Annotated in this window: 14 protein-coding genes and 2 pseudogenes; 10 read left to right on the top strand and 6 right to left on the bottom strand. The window is 57.3% G+C overall.

Annotated features, from left to right (window positions below; translation table 11 throughout):
• Window positions 1-194: 194 nt before the first annotated feature.
• Entirely contained in the window at window positions 195-2,636 is a 2,442-nt protein-coding gene (locus tag ABIE13_RS06005; RefSeq protein ID WP_354442014.1) for a sodium-translocating pyrophosphatase, read from the bottom strand.
• A gap of 225 nt (window positions 2,637-2,861) precedes the next feature.
• On the opposite strand from ABIE13_RS06005, the gene ppa reads away from it, so the two are divergent.
• The 5 genes from ppa (at window position 2,862) to ABIE13_RS05980 (ending at window position 8,106) form a co-directional block, all read left to right on the top strand.
• A complete protein-coding gene (gene ppa / locus ABIE13_RS06000; protein ID WP_354442012.1) occupies window positions 2,862-3,398 on the top strand; it encodes an inorganic diphosphatase in 537 nt (178 codons plus the stop codon).
• Between the two features lie 78 nt (window positions 3,399-3,476).
• Window positions 3,477-4,916 (top strand): DUF2868 domain-containing protein, encoded by a 1,440-nt coding sequence (locus ABIE13_RS05995; protein WP_354442010.1) that lies wholly within the window; start codon window positions 3,477-3,479, stop codon window positions 4,914-4,916.
• Complete coding sequence (locus ABIE13_RS05990) at window positions 4,909-6,360, top strand: GTPase/DUF3482 domain-containing protein (protein ID WP_354442008.1); 1,452 nt, start codon at window positions 4,909-4,911, stop codon at window positions 6,358-6,360. Before ABIE13_RS05995 ends, ABIE13_RS05990 begins: the two co-directional genes overlap by 8 nt.
• A 116-nt stretch (window positions 6,361-6,476) precedes the next feature.
• Entirely contained in the window at window positions 6,477-6,794 is a 318-nt protein-coding gene (locus tag ABIE13_RS05985; protein ID WP_354442006.1) for a hypothetical protein, read from the top strand.
• A 355-nt stretch (window positions 6,795-7,149) separates the two neighbouring features.
• Complete coding sequence (locus ABIE13_RS05980; protein ID WP_354442362.1) at window positions 7,150-8,106, top strand: tripartite tricarboxylate transporter substrate binding protein; 957 nt, start codon at window positions 7,150-7,152, stop codon at window positions 8,104-8,106.
• 140 nt (window positions 8,107-8,246) lie between these two features.
• On the opposite strand, the gene trhP is transcribed toward ABIE13_RS05980, so the two are convergent.
• On the bottom strand, window positions 8,247-9,635 hold the full coding sequence (trhP, locus tag ABIE13_RS05975; RefSeq protein WP_354442004.1) for a prephenate-dependent tRNA uridine(34) hydroxylase TrhP: 1,389 nt from the start codon (window positions 9,633-9,635) through the stop codon (window positions 8,247-8,249).
• A 298-nt stretch (window positions 9,636-9,933) separates the two neighbouring features.
• Between trhP and ABIE13_RS05970 the strand changes: the two genes are divergently transcribed.
• On the top strand, window positions 9,934-10,554 hold the full coding sequence (locus tag ABIE13_RS05970) for a DUF3617 domain-containing protein (RefSeq protein WP_354442002.1): 621 nt from the start codon (window positions 9,934-9,936) through the stop codon (window positions 10,552-10,554).
• A gap of 209 nt (window positions 10,555-10,763) precedes the next feature.
• Window positions 10,764-13,652 (top strand): aconitate hydratase, encoded by a 2,889-nt coding sequence (locus tag ABIE13_RS05965; protein ID WP_354442000.1) that lies wholly within the window; start codon window positions 10,764-10,766, stop codon window positions 13,650-13,652.
• A 237-nt stretch (window positions 13,653-13,889) separates the two neighbouring features.
• Here ABIE13_RS05965 and ABIE13_RS05960 read toward each other — a convergent pair whose 3' ends face one another.
• Both ABIE13_RS05960 and ABIE13_RS05955 read right to left on the bottom strand, forming a co-directional pair.
• The gene (locus ABIE13_RS05960) at window positions 13,890-15,017 is read right to left on the bottom strand and encodes a DUF2827 domain-containing protein (protein WP_354441999.1); all 1,128 of its coding nucleotides are present in this window, start codon (window positions 15,015-15,017) and stop codon (window positions 13,890-13,892) included.
• Entirely contained in the window at window positions 15,014-15,487 is a 474-nt protein-coding gene (locus ABIE13_RS05955; RefSeq protein ID WP_354441997.1) for a DUF4019 domain-containing protein, read from the bottom strand. Before ABIE13_RS05955 ends, ABIE13_RS05960 begins: the two co-directional genes overlap by 4 nt.
• A 199-nt stretch (window positions 15,488-15,686) precedes the next feature.
• On the opposite strand from ABIE13_RS05955, the pseudogene ABIE13_RS27515 reads away from it, so the two are divergent.
• Window positions 15,687-15,782: pseudogene (locus ABIE13_RS27515) on the top strand (ESPR domain-containing protein); the annotation flags it as partial.
• 114 nt (window positions 15,783-15,896) lie between these two features.
• Here ABIE13_RS27515 and ABIE13_RS05950 read toward each other — a convergent pair.
• Window positions 15,897-16,220: a hypothetical protein gene (locus ABIE13_RS05950; RefSeq protein ID WP_354441995.1), complete on the bottom strand. Its 324-nt coding sequence runs from the start codon at window positions 16,218-16,220 to the stop codon at window positions 15,897-15,899.
• Between the two features lie 167 nt (window positions 16,221-16,387).
• The gene (locus ABIE13_RS05945) at window positions 16,388-16,612 is read right to left on the bottom strand and encodes a hypothetical protein (protein WP_354441994.1); all 225 of its coding nucleotides are present in this window, start codon (window positions 16,610-16,612) and stop codon (window positions 16,388-16,390) included.
• Between ABIE13_RS05945 and ABIE13_RS27510 the strand changes: the two are divergent.
• Both ABIE13_RS27510 and ABIE13_RS05935 read left to right on the top strand, forming a co-directional pair.
• Window positions 16,590-25,010: pseudogene (locus ABIE13_RS27510) on the top strand (beta strand repeat-containing protein); the annotation flags it as partial. The gene ABIE13_RS05945 and the pseudogene ABIE13_RS27510 sit on opposite strands and share 23 nt — an antisense overlap.
• Before the next feature lie 126 nt (window positions 25,011-25,136).
• Complete coding sequence (locus ABIE13_RS05935) at window positions 25,137-26,096, top strand: YadA family autotransporter adhesin (RefSeq protein WP_354441992.1); 960 nt, start codon at window positions 25,137-25,139, stop codon at window positions 26,094-26,096.
• Window positions 26,097-26,104: the final 8 nt, after the last annotated feature.

Genomic DNA, 26,104 nt, shown 5'->3' with positions numbered 1-26,104 from the left:
CAGGAGAGGCTCTGGCCAAACCTGGACTCAGGCCGGTTTATTTCCAGAAAACTCCCGGATTGCTCCGGCACAGGAATGCGCCAGCAGCCTGATTGACGAGCTGAAAAAGAAAATGCCCCGCTGCGTGCGGGGCATTTTGCTTGAGGGGAGCGCTTGTGAAGAGCTTGCTCCTCCCGTGTAAAAAAAGCCAAGCGTTACCGCAGAGTCACCTCCACCCGCCTTGCTTGGGCGCCCGTGCCCGCGTGGATATTGTCCGGTTTGGCCATCTCCACCTGATCTTCTGGAACTCCGAGGGTCTTCAGCAGATCGCGCACCGCCAAGGCGCGCTGCTTGGCGACTTCCTCGTTGGCAGCGGCGCTGCCAGAGGCATCCACATAGCCGCTGACCACCGCCTTGCGACCTGCCTTGACCCCGTCTGCGATCACAGCGAGTGCGGTGGCGCCATCAGGATGAGGCGTGGTCTTTCCGGTGGAAAAGTAAAAAAATACCGTAGGACCCTCCAGCCGCACAGCGTCCCCTTCAATGGCTGCCACGGTCACCACAGCCCCGGCGGGCACCGCAGGTGTCTGAGGGGCCGCGGCAACTCCGCCTCCATGGATCTGGACCACCAGCGGTACGATCAGCAGCGCCACGATGTTGATGATCTTGATCAGTGGGTTGATGGCAGGGCCGGCCGTATCCTTGTAGGGATCGCCCACGGTGTCACCCGTGACAGCCGCCTTGTGCGCCTCAGAGCCCTTGCCACCAAAGTTACCATCTTCGATGTACTTCTTGGCGTTGTCCCAGGCACCGCCGCCGGTGCACATGGAAATGGCCACGAACAAACCGGTGACGATCGTGCCCATCAACAGGCCGCCCAGCGCTTTGGGGCCGAGAATCAAGCCCACCAGAATGGGCACCACCACCGGCAGCAGGCTGGGAATCACCATTTCCTTGATAGCCGCGCTGGTCAGCATGTCGACGGCTTTGCCGTATTCGGGCTTGGCCGTGCCTTCCATGATGCCCTTGATGGTGCTGAATTGACGCCGCACCTCCACCACCACGCTGCCTGCAGCGCGGCCAACGGCTTCCATCGCCATCGCGCCGAAGAGATAAGGAATCATGCCGCCTATGAACAGACCCACAATGACCATGGGGTCGCTGAGGTTGAAGCTGATGTCCTGGCCCAGCGCTTCGAGTTTGTGGGTGTAGTCAGCAAACAGCACCAGCGCAGCCAGTCCTGCCGAACCAATGGCATAGCCCTTGGTCACCGCCTTGGTGGTATTACCGACGGCGTCCAGAGGGTCGGTGATGTCACGCACGCTCGCGGGCATTTCGCTCATCTCCGCAATGCCGCCCGCATTGTCGGTAATGGGGCCATAGGCATCCAGGGCCACCACGATTCCGGCCATGCTGAGCATGGCAGTGGCGGCCACCGCAATACCGTAGAGCCCAGCCAGTGCATAAGAGGCAATGATGGCCAGGCAGACCATCATCACCGGCCAGGCTGTAGAGCGCATGGAAACGCCCAGCCCTGCGATGATGTTGGTGCCGTGCCCGGTCGTGCTGGCTTGTGCAATATGACGGACAGGTGAGTACTGCGTACCGGTGTAGAACTCGGTGATCCAGACCAGCCCGCCAGTCAAAATCAAGCCCACCGCGCAAGCACCAAACAGGCGCATTTGCGAGCCACTTTCGGTAATGGCGTTGTCTGGCATCAGCCAGACGGTGACAAAGTAAAACGCAATCAGCGAGAGCACCCCGGCAATTGCAAGACCCTTGTAGAGGGCGGGCATCACATTCCTCATGCCTGGCGAAGCCTTCACGAAGAAGCACCCAATGATGGATGCAATGATGGAAACCGCACCCAGGCCGAGCGGGTAGAGCACGGCGCTGGTGGGCGCGTTCACCACCATCAACCCACCCAGCACCATGGTGGCGATCAAGGTCACCGCGTAGGTTTCAAACAAGTCGGCGGCCATGCCGGCGCAGTCACCCACGTTGTCGCCCACGTTGTCAGCGATCACCGCGGGATTGCGGGGGTCATCTTCAGGAATACCTGCTTCCACTTTACCCACCAGATCAGCGCCCACGTCGGCGCCCTTGGTGAATATGCCGCCGCCCAATCGGGCAAAAATAGAGATGAGAGAAGAGCCGAAGGCAAATCCAATCAGGGGATTAAGGGCCTCGGGCGCGGCTGCCGTCCCCCCCAGGAACCAGTAAAAACCGGTCACACCCAGCAAACCCAGACCGACGACCAGCATCCCCGTGATAGCGCCCCCTCTGAAGGCCACGTCCAGCGCGGGACCTATCCCTTTGGTGGCCGCCTGGGCCGTGCGGACGTTGGCACGCACCGAGACATTCATCCCGATGAAACCACAGGCTCCTGAGAGCACGGCGCCAACTACAAAGCCTATGGCGCTCGTTACGTCAAGAAAGAGGCCAATTAAAATGGCCAGCACGATGCCAACAATGGCAATGGTTTTGTATTGCCGCGCCAGATAGGCCGCGGCACCTGACTGAATCGCCGAAGCGATTTCCTGCATGCGCGGGTTGCCCGCGTCCTGAGAAAGAATCCAACCGCGAGCCCAAAAACCATAGGCCACGGCCACCACCCCGCAAACAAGCGCCAATATCAGCGCTGCATTCCCGTTCATAGACGTCTCCTCATTAGCTGTTTTCGCTCAGGAGACGCCTCTAGCCAATTCGCATCGCAAAGGGCATCTCCCACTGCGTTGCTTCCTCGCTCCCCCGATTTATCGGGCGATGATTGGCCAACGCCCCGAATTTAGCGCGAAAACGTGACTTATGTCCAAGTTGAAAGCCGCGCGAAAGTAAAATTGGCGATAGTTTCTTAAATTCCTATCAACGTAAAAAGCAATATGTCGTTCGACAAAGTGACTCCTGGCAGCAAGGCTCCCGATGAATTCAACGTCGTCATCGAAATCCCGATGAACGCCGATCCCATCAAATACGAAGTAGATAAAGAAACTGGCGCCATATTCGTCGACCGCTTCATGAGCACGGCGATGCACTACCCCACCAACTACGGTTACGTGCCCCAAACCCTGTCGGGCGACGGCGATCCGGTAGATGTCCTGGTGATCACCCCCGTGCCCCTGATTCCCGGCGTGGTCGTGACCTGCCGCCCCATTGGCATCCTGATGATGGAAGACGAAGCAGGGCAAGATGGCAAGGTGCTGGCGGTCCCTACAGACAAGATCCTGTCCATCTATACCCAGTGGCAGAAGCCCGAAGACCTGAACCCCATGCGGCTCAAGACCATCGCCCACTTCTTTGAGCACTACAAAGACCTGGAGCCAGGCAAATGGGTCAAGGTTCTGGGTTGGGAAGGCACAGATTCCGCCCGCAAGGAAATCATGGACGGCATCGCCAATTACCGCAAAGCGCAAGGCTGAGGCTAGGGCGTGTCATCAATTAACCCCCCACGCGCTGATTCGCCCTAAAAGTTGGCTGCCGCTCGGCATAATCGAGCGGTGCCAGCTTCCGATCCAGTAACTTCCCGCCCCCCGCTACCTGCCGCAATCATTGCCGGCACGGTAGCGCTCATAGAGTCCGCAGGACCGCTGGAAGATCAGTCCGAGTTGGTGCGTGCGCATGGCGCACAAGCTACTCGCTCCGCACAGTTCATGGAGCGTGCCTGGCTGCTGGGTGAGCGCTTGGGATTGCCAGACGACTTATCGCGCTGGCGCTCTACCATTCACTTGGTTGTGGCAGCGTTGGCGGTGCTGGTGGCCTTGTCCGCATTGGGCATGAGCCGCGCCGTTGTGGGTGAGTCGCGCAGCATCAATGCCATCGCTGCGCTGGTGACTCTGCTGGGCCTGCATTTCCTGACGCTAGGCCTGTGGTTGCTGAGTGTCCTGTGGCCTGGCGCCATGTCTGGCCTGTCTCTGGGGCGGCTGGCCCTCTGGCTTGGTGCGCGTATGCCTGGCGAACGCAGCCCGCATGCGCTCACCGTCGTGCGCGCCACCAATCGACTGTTGCAAGAGCGCAGGCTTTTGCCTTGGGCGTTTGGGCTCATCAGCCATACCATCTGGGCTCTGGCATTTGTGTTGATTCTGGCAGTACTGGCTTTCGGGTTTTCTTTTCACTCCTATCAACTCAGCTGGGAAACTACCATTCTCAGCAGCGAGTTCTTCCAGCGCTTTGTGCAGATAGCTGGTTGGCTGCCGTCCTTGATAGGCTTTCCCGTACCCGATCCAGTCGCTGTTCAGCATGCCGGTGCGCAAGGGTTAACGGCCTTGACAGGTGCTGACGTGCAGCGCGACTGGGCATGGTGGCTCATGGGTTGTGTTTTCACCTATGGCCTTCTTCCTCGAGTGGGTTTCGCCCTTTTGAGTTACCTGCGCTGGAGTGCAGGTGTGGCTAACATGGGACAACCTGACTCCGGCGACCCCTATGTTCGAGGGATATTTGCTCGGCTGGAGGCGCTTGATCCTCCTCTCGTCACGGATGAAGAGCGGCGTTCTACGCATCCAGCTCACACGCTCCCCCCGCGTGGCCCTGGGATCCCTGGCACCTTGGCCGTGATCGGATTCGAATTGCCCCCTGAGTTGCCGTGGCCGCTTCAGAGTTTGCCTGTCGGAATCGAGGGCACGACTGTGCTCGAATTGCGCCTGGCTGGCGCTGCCGCAGAACGGCAGAATGCAATCCAGGCACTGGGGCAGATCAGGCCCTGGACGCTGTTGCTGGTATGTCATGGCGCGTCCAGCCCTGATCGAGGCACTGCCCGCTTCCTGCGCGAAACCTCACATAGGGTAGAAAAGAGCCGCATTCTTCTGGTGGAAGCTGAAGAAAGCAATCGTTTGTCCAACAGTGCGTCGGGTCTGCGCAGGTGGTCGGATTGGCTCAAAGCCGAAAAACTGGATGCTATAGAGTTGGTGGCCTTCCCCGAAGTCGGTCAAGAAAATGCCTGAACCGATCACCGCACCTATCCGCGTGGCCGTTGTTGGCCATACCAACGCAGGTAAAACCTCGCTGTTGCGCACGCTCACGCGCCAAGTGGACTTTGGTGAGGTGGCGGACCGCCCGGGCACCACTCGGCACGCGGAAGCCATTGACCTCAAGGTAGAGGGCGTGGCGGCCGTACGTTTCACCGATACCCCAGGCCTTGAGGACTCCGTCGCACTGCAGGAGTATTTGAGCCGTTTGCCAGGCGAATCGCGCCCCGAGCGAGTGCGAGCCTTTTTGCAGGGCCCCGAAGCACGCGAGTCCTTCGAGCAGGAAGCCAAGGTACTGCGCGCCTTGCTCGAGCAAGCCGACGCCGCCATGCTGGTCATTGATACGCGTGAGCCCGTCTTACCCAAGTACCGCGCCGAGATCGAGATCCTCACCTGGTGCGCCAAACCAGTCATGCCGGTGCTTAATTTCGTTCGGGCTCCCAACAGCCGGCGTGAGGAATGGCAGAAAGTGTTGCTGGAGAGCAATCTGCATGCGCAGGTGGAGTTTGACGCTGTAGCGCCCTTTGTAGGAGCAGAGCGGCGGCTCTACGGTGATCTGGCAACGCTATTGCATGGAAAGCGCCAGCAATTGAGCGAAATCGTAGAGTACCTGGCCCGCGAGTCAGCCGATCGGCGGCGCGCAGCCTGCCGGGTTGCCGCCAGCGGCTTGGTAGACGTGGCGGCATTAAGGCGGCAAATCAGTGCAGAGGATTTCTCCATAGAGCTGCGTCGTACGGAATTTGTACGAGCCCTGCATGAAGACGTGGGCGCTCATGCTCGCCGGACCGTGGATGAGTTGCTGCAGGTGTTTGCCTTTCGCAGGGGAGACGCTGAAGTGGCGCGTCTTCCTCAAATGGCCGCGCGCTGGGAAGACGACCTTTTCAACTCCGAGACTTTGCGTGAAGCAGGCAAGAAGCTGGGTTTGGGTGCCATGATTGGCGCTGGCGTTGGCGCTGTGGCTGATGTGGCATTGGCTGGGTTGTCTCTGGGTGCTGCCACTACCCTGGGTGCCACCATAGGGGGCGCTCTGAGCGGCGGCTGGAAGCCGCTATGGCGCAAACTGGAAAATCGCCTGAATGGAGTGCAGGAACTGACGGTGGAAGACCCGGTGCTGCTTCTGCTGGCAGACCATCTGGTGCAACTCGTCGGCGCATTGGAGCAGCGTGGCCACGCGGCCATGGACAAACTTCGCCTGCCTTCTCACCGGGCCGATGGCGCAAATAACGCCCTGCGTGAAGTCATCAATGCGCTTCAGCCTGCGCGTGGCCATCCCGGGTGGGAGCGTGGCGCCAAACCAGGGCGTGAAACGGACAATGACCGCAAGGAAACACTGCAGGCGGTGGCTAGTCACCTCGAAATTCTGCTATCAAAACCCCCGTTAGAGGGAAAAGTACCGGAATTGAGCTCTACGCCTCTTTGATAAGCACGCTGTTTGGCGTACAAAAGAGCCATGAAAAATGGCCCCCACGCTTCCCCGCTTCGCGCGGTCCGCTGCCCCCGAAGGGGGTGCTTTTTCATCTTGGGAGCGGCCCGGCCATGAAAAAACAAGCTGCCATTCTCATTGCTGCTGGACTGTTCAGCGCAGCGGCATCGGCGTCATGTTACAGAGTCCTGGGACCGAAAGGGGAGATGCTTTCGGAGTCGACGAATCCCCCGGTCAACATGGCTTACCCACTGCACGTCACCGTTCCAGAACGTTTTGGCCCTGGCGCGGTGCTGGTGTTCGGCATCGCAGACGGTAATTGCGGCGCGCGTATAGACCCTGATCAAGCTCTTCACACTGTGAGCGCCGAGGTGACTGGCCATGCACGCCAGGGCGCTCGAATGCCAGCTCCTCGGCAGGACCGCCAGTAAAGGCGGTCTGCGAGTCAATTTGGCCGATGGCCAATGCGGCCACTCTTCAGTCTCCGCGCCATGCCGATGACGGGGTAACGGCATGATGATGGGCACAGTAGTCCCTGCTATTTGTATTGCTGTAGATACATTGATGCTAAAGTGAATACTGAAATCGATGTGCTCAAGGGATGATGGCGGATGCTGAGTTTTGGGGCAAATGCACTTACTCGCATTCGCGTTGTGTGTTGCAACCCTCAATTCCCAAGCGCACCGGAACGCGCATTAGAAAATCTAAAGTTATCTAAAAAGGGAGACGATCATGGAAAATAAAACGCCCAAAACGGGCACCTTAGCCACGTTTGATAAGACCACGATGACGCGTCGCAATGTCGTACTTGCGGCTACGGCCATTGCCTTGACGGGCGGCGCTCATGGGCAAAGTACCAATGCACCGATACGCATACTTGTCGGTGCGCCAGCCGGTGGCTCGACCGACACGCTGGCCCGCTCGCTCGCTCTTAGCATGGGTCCAGTGCTGGGTCGCATTGTCATAGTTGAAAACAGGCCTGGGGCTGGCGGCAACATCGCAGCCGACGCGGTGGCCAAGGCCGCGCCTGATGGCAATACGCTGTTGTTGAGTTTTACCAGCCACGCAATCAACGCCACGCTCTATCCTTCACTGCCTTTTAATCCGGTAAAGGACTTCACCGCGCTCACCTGCGTGGCGACCTCACCTTCGATTCTTGTTGCACACCCGTCGTTGCCTGTTAAGGACGTGCAGGAACTCATTGCACTCGCCAAGGCAAAGCCGGGCCAGCTCAATTTCGCTATTGGCTCGGTGGGTTCGTCATTGCACATGGCCGGTGAGGCTTTCAAGATGCAATCAGGTGTGGATATCGTGAATATCCCCTACAAAGGTACTGCGCCTGCAGTGCAAGACGTACTGGCCGGGCAAGTACAGCTCATGTTTGCAGCGATAGGGAATGTGAAGGCGCATATCCAGGCTGGCAAGCTCAAGGCATTGGGGGTCACCAGCTTGAAACGCTTGCCAGCTTTCCCGGACGTACCAGCTATAGCCGAGGCGCTTCCCGGCTATGAATCCAGCGCATGGTTCGGTCTCTTTGGGCCGGCTCACATGCCCGCCGCACGAATCAAACAGATATCTGATGCGGCCCGCCAGGCGCTTCAGCAGCCTGATATGCGCCAGCGTCTTGATATTGAGGGGGCGCTGCCTGTGGGCAATACACCCGAGCAGTTCTCTACCTTCGTACAGAGCGAAATAACGCGCTGGGCGAGGGTGGTCAAGTTCTCGGGGGCGAAGCCGGAGTGACGGTACCAGGCACCAGGTCGTTATAGCCCAACGACGACCTGGCCTGTGTGGTGCCGACCACAAGCGTCATGGGCTTGCGGATCAACTGCTCAGCTTAGCCTCGCCGAGGGTAGGCGTAGGCTGGAAGCGCAGAAAACTGGTTAGGCCGGTGCTTGGCTCAGTTTCGCGATCAGCGCGCTGTCTGCGGGGCCCGTGACAGGGATCAAGACCCGCACTGGGTTGCCTACCGCCACTTCCATGGGAGTGCCGTCCAGGCCTTTCATGGTTTCCAGCTTCATCGTGCGGTTACCGCTAGGGTGAATGATTTCAATCCAGTCCCCCACGGCGAAGCGGTTTTTCGTTTCGACCTCGGCCCAGCCGTCTGACACGTTCTTGACTTCCCCCACGTACTGGCTGCGCTGCGTAACAGAGTGGCCAGTTTCGTAGTTTTGGTAGTCGGCGGCAGGACGGCGCTCCAGGAAGCCGCTGGTGTAGCCACGGTTGGCAAGACCTTCCAGTTCCGTGATCAGTTCCGGGTTGAATGGGCGCCCCGCAACGGCGTCATCAATGGCGCGTCTGTACACCTGTGCTGTGCGCGAAACGTAGTACAGGCTCTTGGTGCGGCCTTCGATCTTGAGCGAATCCACCCCAATCTTGGTCAGTTTTTCCACCAACTCGACGGCACGCAGGTCTTTGCTGTTCATGATGTACGTGCCGTGCTCGTCTTCCATGATCGGCATCAACTGGCCGGGCCGGCCTTGTTCTTCGATCAGGTAGACCTTGTCGGCGGACGGATGCCGCTGTCCGTTGCCACAGCTGGACTCAGAATAAGCGTTTTCCTCGGCTTCCTGCTGCGCTGAGGCGAAATTGAAGCCTTGCAACCCCTCTGTCTGAGCCATGGCCTCGCCCGTGTTGGGGTCGACTTCGGCGTCATGCGTCTTGTAGTTCCAGCGGCATGCGTTGGTGCAGGTTCCCTGGTTGGGATCGCGCCGGTTGAAGTAGCCTGAGAGCAGGCAGCGGCCGGAATAGGCAATGCACAGCGCTCCGTGCACAAACACCTCCAGCTCCATGTCAGGACATTCCTCGCGTATGCGGGCCACTTCATCCAGACTGAGCTCGCGCGAGAGGATGATGCGCGCCACCCCCATCTTTTGCCAAAACTTCACCGCCGCCCAGTTGGTCGTGTTGGCCTGAACTGAAAGGTGGATGGGAATATGGGGCCACTTTTCACGCACCATCATGATCAGGCCGGCATCGGCCATGATCAGCGCATCCGGGTTCAGTTGAACCACAGGCTCCAGATCACGGATGTACGTGCGGACTTTGTCGTTGTGGGCCAGCAAGTTACTGGTTACAAAGAACTTTTTTCCCCGCGCATGGGCATGCGCGATGCCGGTCGCAATCTGTTCCAGGCGGAACTCGTTGTTTCTTGCGCGAAGGCTGTAGCGGGGCTGGCCGGCATACACCGCGTCCGCGCCAAAATCGTAGGCGGCAGACATTTTGTCCAGGCTGCCAGCGGGCAGCAGCAATTCGGGGGCTCGTAGCGTCATAGGGGCATATTGTCCGCGTTCTGGAGAATTGGTGCCCGCTAAATTTGTTATTAGGGCGTGTTCACACTAAATTCGCCCCCGCGTGAGGCTCTGGCCAGCCGCAATCAAGGCGCAACTCGCAGCCGGGTTGGACACCCGGCGAGGAGTTGCAACGCCGAGTGCGGCTGGCCAGAGCCTCACCCTTCGGGCTGAGGCCCGGCAGGCCCCGGCGCGGGGGCGAATTTAGTGTGAACACGCCCTAGGGCGTCACATAGTGGCTTAACATCTGAAATTCATTGCTTTTTCTAGAGGGGTTGCCATGAAAGTCGCACAAATTGCTGTGCCTGTTTTGACGGTATTGCTGGCCGCTACCAGCGTCGCCCAAGCGCAAAGCGTGAAACCTGGCCTGTGGGATTCCACTGTGCTGCGTTTGACGGTGGATGGCAAGGACATGCTCGCCCAGATGAATGCGGCCCAGGAGCAAATGCGCAAGTCGCTTGCCCAATTGCCTCCTGACCAACGCAAGAGAATGGAAGCCATGATGTCGGCGCAGAGCGGAGGCGGCGCAACGTCCCGAATCTGTATATCGCCCGAAATGGCCGCTAAAGATGGGTCCATGTTCCAACGGCCCGCCAATTCAGAATGTGAAACTCCGAAGTTCAGCAAGAACGGCAACCGCACCAATTTCGAGATGAGTTGCAAGCAGGGGGGGACCCAAACGGTGGCCAAAGGCGAAACCCTGATCGCAGGCGACCAGATGACCACCAAGGTGGACGCCGTGGTGACTGAAGCGGGCGGCGTCAAGCGCACCTCGGTGACCGAAACTCAGATGAAATTCGTCAGCAGCGACTGTGGTTCGGTAAAGCCTGTCGATCAACTGATGAAAGACATCCGCACTCAAATGGATAAAGGTGCTGGCCCAGCTCCGGCGAAGAAGTAGGCGGCCCACCCATGCAGCACTCCCGCATAGGGGGCATATGCCGAGTGCATGAGCTGACTCAAGACGAAGCTATCAAACCAATGTTTCCAGGCTGATTCGCCTGGAAAAAATCGGTCGGCATGTCCTCTTTGGTAGCAGACCCTTCGCGGGCCTGACAAAATGGTAGCCAGCGCGCTTTGCGCACCTGCCGTATGTTGAAGGAAAACGCCATGGCTACCAAAAAATCCCACGCTTTCTCCGCGACCCGTAAATCGTTCAAAACTGCCTCAGGCAAGACTGGAGAGCTCTATTCTTTGCCTGCGCTGGCGCGCAAATACCCCAATGTGCATAGATTGCCGGTGTCGCTGCGCATCGTGCTGGAATCAGTGCTGCGCCATTGCGACGGCTTGAAGGTGACCGCAGAGCACGTAGAGCAACTGGCTAACTGGAAGCCCAATGCAGCTCGAACGGATGAGATCCCGTTTACCGTGGCGCGCGTGGTGCTGCAGGATTTCACCGGCGTGCCGCTGCTCGCCGATCTGGCCGCCATGCGGTCCACAGCGCAAAGCCTGGGCAAGGACCCCAAGAAGATCGAGCCCCTGGTGCCGGTTGACCTGGTGGTAGATCACTCAGTGATGGTGGACTACTACGGCAAGAAGAACTCGCTGGACCTCAACATGAAGCTCGAATTCCTGCGCAATCGCGAGCGCTACGAGTTCATGAAATGGGGCATGCAGGCGTTTGATACCTTTGGCGTCGTGCCTCCCGGCTTTGGCATCGTTCACCAGGTGAACCTGGAATATCTGGCGCGCGGTGTGCACAAGACCAAAGACGGGGTGTACTACCCTGACACCTTGGTCGGCACCGACAGCCATACCACCATGATCAACGGCATTGGCGTTGTGGCCTGGGGGGTAGGTGGTATCGAGGCCGAAGCTGCCATGCTTGGCCAGCCAGTCTATTTTCTTACGCCTGATGTGGTGGGTTTTGAGCTCAAGGGCCGCTTGCGGGAGGGCTGCACCGCCACCGACCTCGTACTCACAGTCACTGAGATCTTGCGCAAGCACAAGGTGGTCGGCAAGTTTGTGGAATTTTTTGGTGAAGGTACACGCACGCTTTCCCTGCCGGATCGCGCCACCATTGGCAACATGGCTCCAGAGTACGGCGCCACCATGGGCTTTTTCCCGGTCGATGAGCGCACCATTGAGTATTTTGAAGGCACGGGGCGTACCAAGGCTGAAATTGATGCCTTTCAATCCTGGTTCAAGGCGCAAGGCCTGTTTGGGATTCCCAAGGCAGGAGACATTGACTACTCGCAAGTTGTCACGCTGGACCTTGGTGACGTCACCCCCAGCCTGGCAGGCCCTAAACGGCCTCAAGACCGCATTGAGATTGGTAATGTGGCCACTCAGTTTGCTGAACTCTTCAGCAAGCCCATGAGCGACAACGGGTTTAATCGGCCTGAGGGAGAGTTGCATCGGCGCGTTGAGGTGCGCCGCGACAACGAGCCGGATCATTTTGAGCGTGCCCCGGAGGACAAGCCCATTCCCGTGGGCGCACCGCGCCACGTCATGGAGATGGGGGCCAACAAGCCGACTCTCCAATCTGCCCTGGCGGAAGCGGATGTGATCGAGCCGTCATCACCTTACCGATACAACCTGGGCAATGGTGACGTCCTGATTGCGGCCATCACCAGCTGTACCAATACCAGCAACCCCAGCGTTTTACTGGCCGCGGGCCTGCTGGCCAAGAAAGCTGTGGAGGCGGGTCTCAGGGTCAAGCCTCACATCAAGACCTCGCTCGCCCCCGGCTCGCGTATCGTGACCGAATACCTGACGGAAACCGGCCTGCTGCCTTACCTCGAAAAGCTTGGTTTCGCGGTGGCAGGGTATGGATGCACCACGTGTATTGGGAATGCGGGCGATCTCGCGCCTGAACTCAATGAGACTATCTCCCGCAATGACCTTGTGTGCGCTGCGGTGCTCTCAGGCAACCGTAACTTTGAAGCTCGTATCCACCCCAACCTCAAGGCCAACTTCTTGGCCAGTCCTCCGCTGGTGGTGGCGTATGCGATTGCGGGCAATGTCATGGTCGACCTGATGACTCAGCCCGTGGGACGAGGAAAAGGCGGGAAAGAAATCTACCTGGGAGATATCTGGCCCACCAGCGACGAGATTCAGAAGCTCCTCAAGTACGCGATGAAAGGCAAAGCCTTCCGCGAAAACTACAGCAAGATTGCCAGCGAGCCCGGCAAGCTTTGGGAAAAAATAGAAGGGGTCACGGGCAACCTCTACAACTGGCCCGCCAGTACTTATATTGCCGAACCGCCTTTTTTCAACGGTTTTGCGCTTGAGAAGGAGATCACGGAAGAGCCTGTATCAGCCGCCGTGCGAGGTGCCAGCATCATGGCGCTCTTTGGCGATTCCATCACCACAGACCATATTTCTCCAGCCGGTTCTATTCGCGACACTTCGCCAGCCGGCCAGTGGCTTTTGCAAAACGGCGTTCAGAAAGCTGATTTCAACAGCTATGGCGCGCGCCGTGGCAACCACGAGGTGATGATGCGCGGCACGTTTGCCAACGTTCGCATCAAGAACCTCATGCTGCCGGTACTGAGTGATGGCGGCCGTGAAGAAGGCGGCCTGACCCTGCTTCAATTGCCTGGTGAACTGCAAGGCAGCAAACAGTTCATCTACGACGCGGCCATGCGCTACATTTCGGCCAAGGTGCCAACCGTGATCTTTGCGGGTGAGGAATACGGCACGGGCTCCAGCCGTGACTGGGCTGCCAAGGGCACTCAGTTACTGGGCATCAAAGCCGTGGTGGCCAAGAGCTTCGAGCGGATTCACCGCAGCAACCTGGTCGGCATGGGCGTACTGCCGCTGCAGTTCAAGGCGGGCGAATCCTGGGAGAGCCTGGGCCTCAAGGGCGACGAGAAGATAGACATCACTCCTGCCGATGATCTGGCACCCCAGAGCGAAGCTCGCCTGGTGATTACCCGTGCCGATGGTTCCAAATTTGAAACCACGCTGACTTTGCGCATAGACACGCCCATTGAGGTGGAGTATTTCCTGAACGGAGGCATCTTGCCCTACGTCCTCAGGCAGTTGCTGGCGTAAGGTTTCCCGGGATCGGCGCCGGCACCGCTAGGCGCCCCCCGTTTAACTCCCTCTCCTGCGGGCGGGCGCCCGGCTAGAGGAGGGTTGGGGGTGCCCGGCGAGGGGTGCTCGCCAAGGGGCGCCCGACAGGGGGTCGGACGTCGCAGTGCCCCTCCAAAATGAGTTGCTGCCTGCTTACAAACGAGCCCAGCGTCTCTCAACGCCGCTCCAATCTTCCAAGACCAGGACCCTGGCCCCTCAAGAATACAAACCCTCAAGCAGCGCGGTGTATTCTCTCGTTACGTCCTCGTTATCTACCAGAAAGCGCCCTATCTTCTGACGCTGCTCTTCCCGGTAAGTTTGGGCCATTGCATCATGGTTGTGTAGAACATCCAGCAGTCTCGCCGCCCCGGCCGCCACGTCGTTACCCGGATAAAAGTACCCAAGGTCCGTACAAAGCGTCGCGTTGTGAACCAGCGGATAGCCCTGCCAGCAAACTTCCAGGTAGAAATAGTTGAGCGGGTTTTCCCATTGGTGTGAAACCACAACGTCGGTGTGCTCCGCCAGGAACTGTGGCGTTTCATAACGCCCAAGGAACACCGCTTTCTGCTCTCGCACAATGTCCAACTGGTTCATCAGCGCAATGAAATCCATGTTTTCGCGCGCGAAGTGTTCAGCGTTGGTTACCTGGAGTCTTTCTATGGACTTCGGCTGGCTTCTGTAGGCTTCTTCTGCTATCAGTATGGGATACAGGCAGAATTTGACTACGTCAATATTGGGCTCTATGACGGAGATCCGACGCGGCGAAGTCCCCCGCGGTGCATATTCACCGCTGCGAGGTAGATGCTCCGTCCGTTGATTGAGAAACACAGGGCTCCAAACAAACGGGACTGGACGGGCCTGCTGCCGGCGCAGTGTTTCAAAGAAGCTTTTGCTGATGTTCTCGACCTGAGGAATCATCCAGATCGCGTCGTATCTCTGGTTCACAAACAGGTTGCTGCCCCATAGAGGACGATTGAACAGAACTGCCTGCATGGCATGGACGTACTCGAATCCGCAGCAGTACGACACCAGCTTGCTGCCCCGCTGGTGAAGGTAGGCTGTTTGCTCGGCACTCACCTGGCCGCCTAGCTCAATGACCACGTCCAGTTCGTCTTTGGCCTCTTCAAATCCTCTTGTCGGCCAGCGCTGTAAATCCCAGGGCAGGGCGGAGGTGATCGGAATGGCCGTGGTGTTGACCAGCGTGGTGCTGGCTACATTGGGACAGAGACGAAGCGCTTCAGCCAAGAACACGGCGTTTTGCTTGATACCGTTGTTCCACAAGGTTTCGGCCTCGCTGTGCAGGCCAATCGTGATACCTACGCGCAAGCGTCGGGGCGCATTCATTGCGATTGGCGCGGCCGGTAGCCGGTTAGCTCCCAGTGACCCTGCTCATTGAATCTGAAGCTGACCATTTCGAACGAGGTTTTGCCATCCTTTTGAATGCTTGCAAAGTCCACGTTGGCATAAAGCCCCGGTGGGGGAGTTTTGCTGTCTGCAGGGTAGATCAAACGCGTCACCGATGCCCAACGTCTCTCCGTGACTTCGCCCAGTGCGGCACGAGCCTCGCGTGTCTGAGTCTGGAATTCGCTTTGGTTGATCAGGGCCTTCATGAACGGCGCTGCGGTTTGCCAGAGTGAGGTCTCCTGCTTGGCATCGATGCGGCTGAGTACGGCTTGCGCCGCAGTGATCAGGTCATCTGCCGATTGGCTTGGGGCGGGAGATCCTGCCGCCATGGCTTGCGATTGAAGGCACAGGCTGATCGCAAAGGCTGCGGTGCCCGCCGTCCGGCGAGTGATGAGCGAAATGAATTTCATAAAAAAATGAACCGATTGGTATGAGGACAAGTTGAATTGTCTGGCAAACTGCGCGATTTTTAAAAAATGAGAAATTGTGAATTTCGTCACGATTTCTCTCGGTTGTTGGTGTAAACCCTAGCTCGGCACTTCGATAATCAGGAAGTAACAAAACGTGCGCGTTAGATCCGCGTTTGCATCGCTTAGATAGGTATTTCTGATGAACAAGGCATATAGAACCCTCTGGAACGAGGCGCTGGGCGCCTGGGTAGCCGTTTCCGAAACTGTTGTATCGCGTGGAAAGCGATCCAGTGGGTCAAACGTTCTCAATGATGTAAGCGATCGCGCTGGTGAACTGGAGCGTGCGGGCGGGGGGGCGCGGTTGCGAGGGACGGCAATAGCCGTTCTCGTGCTTTTGGTTGGTTTGGGATCAACTGGCGCGAATGCGGGTTACGTTGCAGGCAATGGCACAACCGGCAGCAATGAAGGCTCCACAACCAATATTACGATTGGTTCGCGGGGAAGCGGTTCGTCGAGTGGCACCAACGCGGTCACGAGTGGATCCAATGCCGTCGCCATTGGCAGCGCCGCCCAGGCCATCAACACCAGCGCAGTAGCCGTCGGCAATTCTGCCCAGGCTTCTGGTACCAGCACCGTTGCCATAGGCGAAGGCGCCCGGGCGACGAATACATCGGCTGTGGCCTTGGGCGACGCCGCCATTGCCAGCAATACTTACACGTTGGCCATTGGCCATGACGTTCAAGCGACCGCTAACAGCGCTGTTGCGATTGGCTCAGGAGCCAGAGCGACTGCCAACGGTGCTTATGCTTTGGGAAATGATGCCAATGCCGGGGGCTCGTCATCAATCGCCATCGGCGGTGGCGATGGCAGTGGGGGCGGCGGCTCCAACGCGGCTGGAAATCAATCTATTGCCATTGGGCGCAGTTCATCTTCGGCTGGCGCGTCTGCTGTAGCCATGGGTCTCAGCGCCAGTGCAAGTGGCACCAATACCGTAGCCATGGGCAACGGCGCCAGCGCCACCTTGGCAAACTCCGTTGCGTTGGGCTCAGGCTCGACCGCAACGGCAGTTACCGCGACCACCAACTGGACCACGGCCAATGCTGTGGTGGCAGGGTCGACATTCACTGTTAACCAGGCGCCTACAAATGGTGTGGTGGCGGCCGGAAATCGGCAAATTCAGGGCGTGGCCGACGGAGAAGTCTCGGCTACTTCCACCAATGCCATCAATGGCAGCCAGCTCTACTCTGTAGCCACGGCTTTGGACGGGAGAGCTACGTCTCTTTCCACGGCGCTCAGCACGACCAACTCCAGCATCACCAGCTTGAGCACCGGCTTGAGCACCGCCAACTCCCGCGTCACCAGCCTGAGTACAGGCGTTAGTTCGCTCAGCACCGGTCTGAGCAGCACCAACTCCAACGTCTCAAGCTTGAGCACAGGCTTGAGCACGACGAACTCCAATGTTGGAAGTTTGAGTACAGGAGTCAGCTCGCTGAGCACGAGTCTGAGCACGACCAACTCTAACGTAGGCAGCCTGAGTACGGGCGTGAATTCGCTTAGCACAGGCTTGAGCAACACCAATTCCAACGTCTCCAGCCTGAGCACGGGATTGAGCACGACCAACTCGAACGTTGGCAGCTTGAGTACTGGCGTGAGCTCACTCAGCACCGGCCTGAGCACGACCAACTCCAACGTTGGAAGCTTGAGTACTGGGGTGAACTCACTCAGCACGGGCCTGAGCAACACCAACAGCTCGGTTGCATCGCTAAGCACAGGCTTGAGCACCGCCAACTCGCGAGTGACTAGCCTGAGCACGGGCCTCAGCAACACCAACAGTTCAGTCGCGTCCTTGAGTACGGGGGTGAACTCGCTCAGTACGGGCTTGAGCAATACCAACAGCTCCGTCGCTTCGCTCAGCACGGGCGTGAATTCTCTGAGCACAGGCCTCAGCAACACCAACAGTTCAGTTGCTAGTCTGAGCACAGGTTTGAGCGATACGAACAGCTCGGTAGCCTCTTTGAGTACAGGCTTGAGCAACACCAATAGTTCGGTGTCCAGCTTGAGCACGGGTCTCAGCAACACCAACAGTTCGGTTGCCTCATTGAGCACAGGGGTCAACTCGCTAAGCACGGGCTTGAGCAATACCAATAGCTCCGTTTCTTCCTTGAGTACGGGTCTCAGTACGACCAACTCTCGAGTGACGAGCTTGAGCACTGGTTTGAGCAACACAAACAGCTCAGTTGCATCCCTCAGTACAGGCGTGAGTTCGCTGAGCACCGGTCTGAGCAATACGAACAGCTCCGTTGCTTCGTTGAGCACAGGCGTGAGTTCGCTCAGCACCGGGTTGAGCAACACCAATAGCTCGGTCTCATCCTTGAGCACCGGCTTAAGCAACACGAATAGTTCGGTCTCTTCGCTGAGCACCGGTCTGAGCAATACGAACAGCTCCGTTGCTTCGTTGAGCACAGGCGTGAGTTCGCTTAGCACCGGGTTGAGCAATACGAACAGCTCCGTTGCTTCGTTGAGCACAGGCGTGAGTTCGCTTAGCACCGGGTTGAGCAACACCAATAGCTCGGTCTCATCCTTGAGCACCGGCTTAAGCAACACGAATAGTTCGGTCTCTTCGCTGAGCACCGGTCTGAACAATACGAACAGCTCCGTTGCTTCGTTGAGCACAGGCGTGAGTTCGCTCAGCACTGGATTGAGCAATACCAATAGCTCGGTCTCATCCTTGAGCACTGGCTTAAGCAACACGAATAGCTCCGTCTCATCGCTCAGCACAGGCCTGAGCAATACGAACAGCTCTGTCGCTTCGTTGAGCACAGGATTGAGCAATACGAGCAGTTCTGTCGCTTCATTGAGCACAGGTCTCAGCAATACGAACAGCTCCGTTGCTTCTTTGAGTACTGGCGTAAATTCGCTGAGCACTGGATTGAGCAACACGAATAGCTCAGTGGCCAGCCTGAGCACGGGCGTGAGTTCGTTGAGCACAGGTTTGAGCAACACGAACAGCTCGGTATCGAGTTTGAGTACCGGTCTGAGTCGAACGAACAGCTCCGTGTCAAGTTTGAGCACAGGTTTAAGCAACACGAATAGCTCGGTGTCCAGCCTCAGCACCGGCCTGAGCAACACGAACTCCAGCGTTTCCAGTCTCAGCACCAGCTTGAGCAATGTGGGTAGCTCGGTCTCCTCATTAAGCACTAGCATAAGCTCGCTGAGCACTGGCCTGGTTAACACCAACAGCTCCGTGTCCAGCCTCAGCACTGGATTGAGCAATACGAACAGCTCCGTCTCGTCATTGAGCACTGGCGTAAGTTCGCTCAGCACGGGTCTTAGCAACACGAACAGCTCAGTCTCATCCTTGAGCACCGGCTTGAGCAACACGAATAGTTCTGTTGCTTCGTTGAGCACTGGCTTCAGTTCGCTGAGCACCGGTCTTAGCAACACGAACAGCTCTGTTGCTTCGTTGAGCACGGGCGTGAGTTCGCTCAGCACAGGTTTGAGCAACACCAACAGTTCTGTGGCTTCGTTGAGCACGGGCTTCAGCTCGCTGAGCACAGGCTTGAGCAACACCAATAGCTCGGTCTCTTCCTTGAGCACAGGCTTCAGCTCGCTGAGCACGGGTCTTAGCAACACGAACAGCTCTGTTGCTTCCTTGAGCACTGGCGTAAGTTCTCTCAGCACTGGGCTGAGTAACACAAATAGCTCAGTCTCCAGCTTGAGCACGGGTGTCAGCTCGTTAAGTACGGGTCTGAGCAACACCAACAGCTCGGTCGCTTCCTTGAGCACAGGCGTCAGTTCGCTGAGCACAGGTCTGAGCAATACGAACAGTTCGGTGTCTAGCCTGAGCACAGGACTCAGCGACACCAACAGTTCTGTTGCTTCCCTGAGCACAGGCTTGAGCAACACGAACAGCTCTGTAGCCTCGTTGAGCACCGGCGTGAGTTCGCTGAGCACAGGCTTGAGCAATACGAACAGCTCTGTCGCTTCGTTGAGCACTGGCGTGAGCTCGCTTAGCACCGGTTTGAGCAACACTAACAGCTCGGTTGCTTCGTTGAGCACCGGCGTAAGTTCCCTTAGCACTGGCCTGAGCAACACGAATAGTTCTGTTGCGTCGTTGAGCACTGGGGTGAGTTCGCTGAGCACTGGCCTGAGCAACACGAACAGCTCTGTTGCTTCGTTGAGCACGGGCGTGAGTTCGCTGAGTACAGGTCTGAGCAATACGAACAGTTCTGTTTCTTCCTTGAGTACCGGTGTAAGTTCGCTCAGCACTGGTCTGAGCAACACCAACAGCTCTGTCTCCTCGTTGAGCACTGGCCTGAGCAATACGAACAGCTCTGTTGCTTCCCTGAGCACCGGCGTGAGTTCGTTGAGCACCGGTTTGAGCAATACGAACAGTTCGGTGGCTAGTTTGAGCACTGGAGTCAGTTCGCTGAGCACAGGTCTGAGCAATACGAACAGTTCTGTTGCTTCGTTGAGCACAGGCGTTAGCTCGCTGAGCACTGGCTTGAGCAATACGAACAGCTCTGTTGCTTCCCTGAGCACCGGCGTGAGTTCGTTGAGCACCGGTTTGAGCAATACGAACAGTTCGGTGGCTAGTTTGAGCACTGGAGCCAGTTCGCTCAGCACAGGTCTGAGCAACACGAACAGTTCAGTTGCTTCGTTGAGCACAGGCGTCAGCTCGCTCAGCACGGGTCTGAGCAACACGAACAGTTCTGTCTCTTCGCTGAGCACAGGCGTTAGCTCGCTGAGCACTGGCTTGAGCAATACCAATAGCTCGGTGTCCAGCCTGAGCACAGGCCTTAGCAACACCAACAGCTCTGTATCCAGCCTGAGCACTGGCTTGAGCAACACAAACAGTTCGGTGGCTAGCTTGAGCACTGGGGTGAGTTCGCTTAGCACTGGATTGAGCAACACAAATAGTTCGGTTGCTTCGTTGAGTACTGGCGTCAGCTCGCTGAGCACAGGATTGAGCAATACGAACAGCTCCGTTGCTTCCCTAAGCACCGGCGTTAGCTCGCTCAGCACAGGTCTCAGCAATACCAATAGCTCGGTGTCTAGCCTGAGCACCGGTCTTGGCAATACCAACAGTTCGGTGTCTAGCCTCAGCACAGGTCTAAGCAACACCAACAGTTCAGTTGCTTCGTTGAGCACAGGCGTGAGTTCGCTGAGCACAGGTCTGAGCAATACGAACAGTTCGGTCGCTTCGTTAAGCACAGGCGTCAGCTCGCTGAGCACAGGTCTCAGTAATACCAATAGCTCGGTGTCTAGCCTGAGCACAGGTTTGAGCAACACCAACAGTTCAGTTGCTTCGTTGAGCACGGGCGTGAGTTCGCTCAGCACTGGATTGAGCAACACCAACAGCTCTGTCTCCTCATTGAGCACAGGCCTGAACAATACCAACAGCTCGGTGGCTAGCCTCAGCACAGGTCTGAGCAACACCAACAGTTCAGTTGCTTCGTTAAGCACAGGCGTCAGCTCGCTCAGCACAGGTCTGAGCAACACTAACAGTTCGGTTGCTTCCTTGAGCACTGGCGTCAGCTCGCTGAGCACAGGTCTCAGCAATACGAATAGCTCTGTTGCTTCCCTGAGCACCGGAGTGAGTTCGCTCAGCACTGGATTGAGCAACACCAATAGCTCTGTCTCCTCGTTGAGCACAGGCCTGAGCAATACGAACAGCTCCGTTGCTTCCCTGAGCACAGGCGTGAGTTCGCTGAGCACCGGCTTGAGCAATACGAACAGTTCGGTGGCTAGTTTGAGCACTGGAGTCAGCTCGCTGAGCACAGGCCTGAGCAATACCAACAGCTCGGTGTCTAGCCTCAGCACAGGTCTGAGCAACACCAACAGTTCAGTTGCTTCGTTAAGCACTGGCGTCAGCTCGCTGAGCACAGGTCTCAGCAATACGAATAGCTCTGTTGCTTCCCTGAGCACCGGAGTGAGTTCGCTCAGCACTGGATTGAGCAACACCAATAGCTCTGTCTCCTCGTTGAGCACAGGCCTGAGCAATACGAACAGCTCCGTTGCTTCCCTGAGCACAGGCGTGAGTTCGCTGAGCACCGGCTTGAGCAATACGAACAGTTCGGTGGCTAGTTTGAGCACTGGAGTCAGCTCGCTGAGCACAGGTCTGAGCAATACCAACAGCTCTGTTGCTTCCTTGAGCACTGGCGTCAGTTCGCTCAGCACAGGTCTGAGCAATACCAACAGCTCGGTGTCTAGCCTGAGCACAGGTCTGAGCAATACCAACAGCTCTGTCGCTTCCTTGAGCACTGGCGTCAGTTCACTCAGCACGGGTCTCAGCAACACGAACAGTTCAGTCGCCAGCCTGAGCACGGGTGTCAGCTCATTGAGTACAGGTCTGAGCAACACCAACAGTTCAGTTGCTTCGTTGAGCACGGGCGTGAGTTCGCTCAGCACAGGTCTTAGCAACACGAATAGTTCGGTTGCTTCCTTGAGCACCGGCGTCAGTTCCCTGAGCACTGGGTTGAGCAACACAAACAGTTCTGTCTCCTCGTTGAGCACAGGCCTGAGCAATACGAACAGTTCTGTCTCTTCGCTGAGCACAGGCCTTAGCAACACTAATAGCTCGGTAGCTTCTCTAAGCACCGGCGTAAGTTCTCTCAGCACTGGATTGAGCAATACGAACAGCTCTGTCGCTTCGCTGAGCACTGGAGTCAGCTCACTGAGCACGGGTCTGAGCAACACCAACAGCTCTGTCGCTTCGTTGAGCACAGGTCTGAGCAATACGAATAGCTCTGTTGCTTCACTGAGCACAGGTCTCAGCAATACCAATAGCTCGGTGTCTAGCCTGAGTACCGGTCTTAGCAACACCAACAGTTCAGTTGCTTCGTTGAGCACAGGCGTCAGCTCGCTGAGCACAGGTCTCAGCAATACGAATAGCTCCGTTGCTTCCCTGAGCACCGGAGTGAGTTCGCTCAGCACTGGATTGAGCAATACCAACAGCTCTGTCTCCTCGTTGAGCACAGGCCTGAGCAATACGAACAGCTCTGTTGCTTCCCTGAGCACCGGCGTCAGCTCGCTCAGCACGGGTCTGAGCAACACGAACAGCTCGGTTGCTTCGTTGAGCACAGGTCTCAGCAATACCAATAGCTCGGTGTCTAGCCTAAGCACAGGTCTGAGCAACACGAACAGCTCTGTCGCTTCCTTGAGCACAGGCGTCAGCTCGCTGAGCACAGGTCTGAGCAACACGAACAGCTCGGTTGCTTCGTTGAGCACAGGCGTTAGCTCGCTGAGCACTGGCTTGAGCAACACGAATAGTTCGGTTGCTTCCTTGAGCACCGGCGTCAGTTCTCTCAGCACTGGGTTGAGCAACACGAACAGTTCAGTCGCTAGCTTGAGCACGGGTGTCAGCTCATTGAGTACAGGTCTGAGCAATACCAACAGCTCGGTCGCTTCGTTGAGCACTGGCGTGAGCTCGCTGAGTACAGGTCTCAGCAATACCAATAGCTCGGTGTCTAGCCTGAGCACCGGTCTTAGCAATACCAACAGCTCGGTGTCTAGCCTGAGTACCGGTCTTAGCAATACCAACAGTTCAGTTGCTTCGTTGAGCACAGGTCTCAGCAATACGAATAGCTCTGTTGCTTCCCTCAGCACCGGAGTGAGTTCGCTGAGCACAGGCTTGAGCAATACGAACAGTTCGGTGGCTAGTTTGAGCACTGGAGTCAGCTCGCTGAGCACAGGTCTGAGCAATACCAACAGCTCAGTCGCTTCGTTGAGCACTGGAGTCAGTTCGCTCAGCACAGGTCTCAGCAATACCAACAGCTCTGTGTCTAGCCTGAGCACAGGTCTCAGCAATACCAACAGCTCTGTGTCTAGCCTGAGCACAGGTCTCAGCAATACCAACAGCTCTGTGTCTAGCCTGAGCACAGGTCTCAGCAATACCAACAGTTCAGTTGCTTCGTTGAGCACCGGCGTCAGTTCCCTGAGCACTGGGTTGAGCAACACAAACAGTTCTGTCTCCTCGTTGAGCACAGGTCTGAGCAATACGAACAGTTCTGTGTCCAGCCTAAGCACAGGTCTGAGCAACACCAACAGCTCAGTCTCTTCCTTGAGCACCGGCTTGAGCAACACGAATAGTTCTGTCGCCAGCTTGAGCACGGGTGTCAGCTCGTTGAGTACAGGCCTGAGCAATACCAACAGCTCTGTCTCCAGCTTGAGCACAGGCCTGAGCAATACGAACAGTTCTGTCTCTTCGCTGAGCACAGGCCTTAGCAATACGAATAGCTCTGTTGCTTCCCTGAGCACCGGAGTGAGTTCGCTGAGCACCGGTTTGAGCAATACCAACAGCTCTGTCGCTTCGTTGAGCACAGGCGTCAGCTCGCTGAGCACTGGTCTGAGCAATACGAACAGTTCGGTCGCTTCGCTCAGCACGGGCTTGAGCAATACGAATAGTTCTGTTGCTTCCTTGAGCACAGGCGTCAGCTCGCTCAGCACAGGTCTGAGCAACACGAACAGTTCAGTTGCTTCGTTGAGCACAGGCGTCAGCTCGCTCAGCACGGGTCTGAGCAATACGAACAGCTCGGTGTCCAGCCTGAGCACAGGCCTCAGCAACACCAACAGCTCTGTATCCAGCCTGAGCACGGGCTTGAGCAATACGAACAGTTCGGTCGCTTCGTTGAGCACTGGCGTGAGTTCGCTCAGCACTGGCCTGAGCAACACGAACAGTTCAGTTGCTTCGTTGAGCACAGGCGTCAGCTCGCTGAGCACTGGCTTGAGCAATACCAATAGCTCGGTGTCCAGCCTGAGCACAGGCCTTAGCAACACCAACAGTTCTGTGTCCAGCCTGAGTACTGGCTTAAGCAACATCAACAGCTCTGTCGCTTCCTTGAGCACTGGCCTGAGCAATACCAATAGCTCGGTGTCCAGCTTGAGTACCGGTCTCAGCAATACCAACAGTTCTGTGGCGTCGCTAAGCACGGGCGTGAGTTCGTTGAGCACGGGTCTGAGCAATACCAATAGCTCGGTGTCCAGCTTGAGCACTGGTCTCAGCAATACCAACAGTTCTGTGGCGTCGTTGAGCACAGGCGTGAGTTCGCTGAGCACAGGTCTGAGCAATACCAATAGCTCGGTGTCCAGCTTGAGTACCGGCCTCAGCAATACGAACAGCTCAGTCTCTTCACTGAGCACAGGTCTCAGCAATACGAACAGTTCCGTATCCAGCTTGAGCACCGGCTTGAGCGAGACGAACAGCACGGTTTCCAGCCTGAGCACGAGCGTGAGCAGTTCCACCAGCGCTGTGTCCAGCTTGAGCACCGGTTTGAGCAACACGAATAGTTCTGTGTCCAGCTTGAGCACCGGTTTGAGCAACACGAATAGTTCTGTGTCCAGCTTGAGCACCGGCCTGAGCAATACGAACAGTTCTCTGGCCAGCTTGAGCACCAGTGTGGGCAGCACCGGCTCCAGCATAGCCAGCCTGAGCACCGGGCTTGCCTCGCTGAGTACGGGTTTGAACACTACGAACCAGTCCGTGGCGTCACTTAGCACCGGCTTGAACGCTACGAACCAGTCTGTCGCTTCACTCAGCACCAGTGTCAACAACACCAGCAGTTCGGTGGCATCGCTGAGCACCGGCCTGGTCAATACGAATAGCTCGGTGGCATCGTTGAGCACTGGTTTGGTCAACACCAACAGTTCTGTGGCATCTCTGAGTACAGGGCTTGTCAATACGAACAGCTCGGTGGCCAGCCTCTCGACATCGCTGGCACCGTTGACACAAGCTCAAGAAACAGCCGGCAGCCGGGGCGCAACTATCGCCGCCACGGTCACAGGCGGCGCTACCAGCACGCCGGGTGTCGTCCAGACGCAGGGCCGAAGGTTCGACAACACAACTGTGTCTTCGATTCAGGCGTCCGACTGCCTGGTGGCCAATGGGGTCGACACCACGGCAACGGGCGCGTGCGCAAGTGCAGGCACCATGATTGGCGTGAACGGGGCAACGACAACCACCATCGCTGCGGGCGCGACCGCTTACGGTGCGCAGTCGCTGGCTCAAAACGCCAACACTACAGCGATTGGTTTCCGCGCCACTGCTACCTATGAAGGTTCCACCGCGGTTGGCTATCAGGCGCAAGCCACCTCCGATCGTGCGACAGCTGTGGGTTGGAACTCACAGGCATCTGGCGCCAACTCAGTTGCTTTGGGTGCTGCTGCGCAAGCGACAGCCCAAAATTCAATGGCGTTGGGCGCGGGTGCGCAGGCTACAGGGGCGAACTCGGTGGCACTGGGGGCCAACTCGCTGGCCGATCAGCCGAACACGGTTTCCGTCGGATCTCAGGGTGCGGAGCGTCGCATTACCAATGTGGCGCCAGGTGTGAATGGCACTGACGCAGCCAACATGAATCAACTCAACCAGGTGGCGCGCATAGCCTACTCTGGTGTTGCGATGAGCATGGCCATGGCGGGTACCTATATGCCTACGCTATACGCTGGTGAAAAAGCACTGGGTGTTGGCCTTGGAAACTACAAGGGCTACGGCGCGGTAGCGCTGAACTTCAAGTCGCTCAGCGAAACTGGCGCCATGTCATGGGGAGTCGGTGTCTCCACTACCGGCAAGGAGTGGGGTGTCAACCTGGGTATCGGTTGGAAGTGGAAGTAAATCCGGCG

Origin of the sequence: Ottowia thiooxydans, assembly GCF_040548795.1 — a bacterium.
Taxonomy (GTDB): domain Bacteria; phylum Pseudomonadota; class Gammaproteobacteria; order Burkholderiales; family Burkholderiaceae_C; genus Ottowia; species Ottowia thiooxydans_A.
This window is presented reverse-complemented; position numbering and strand designations above follow the sequence as displayed.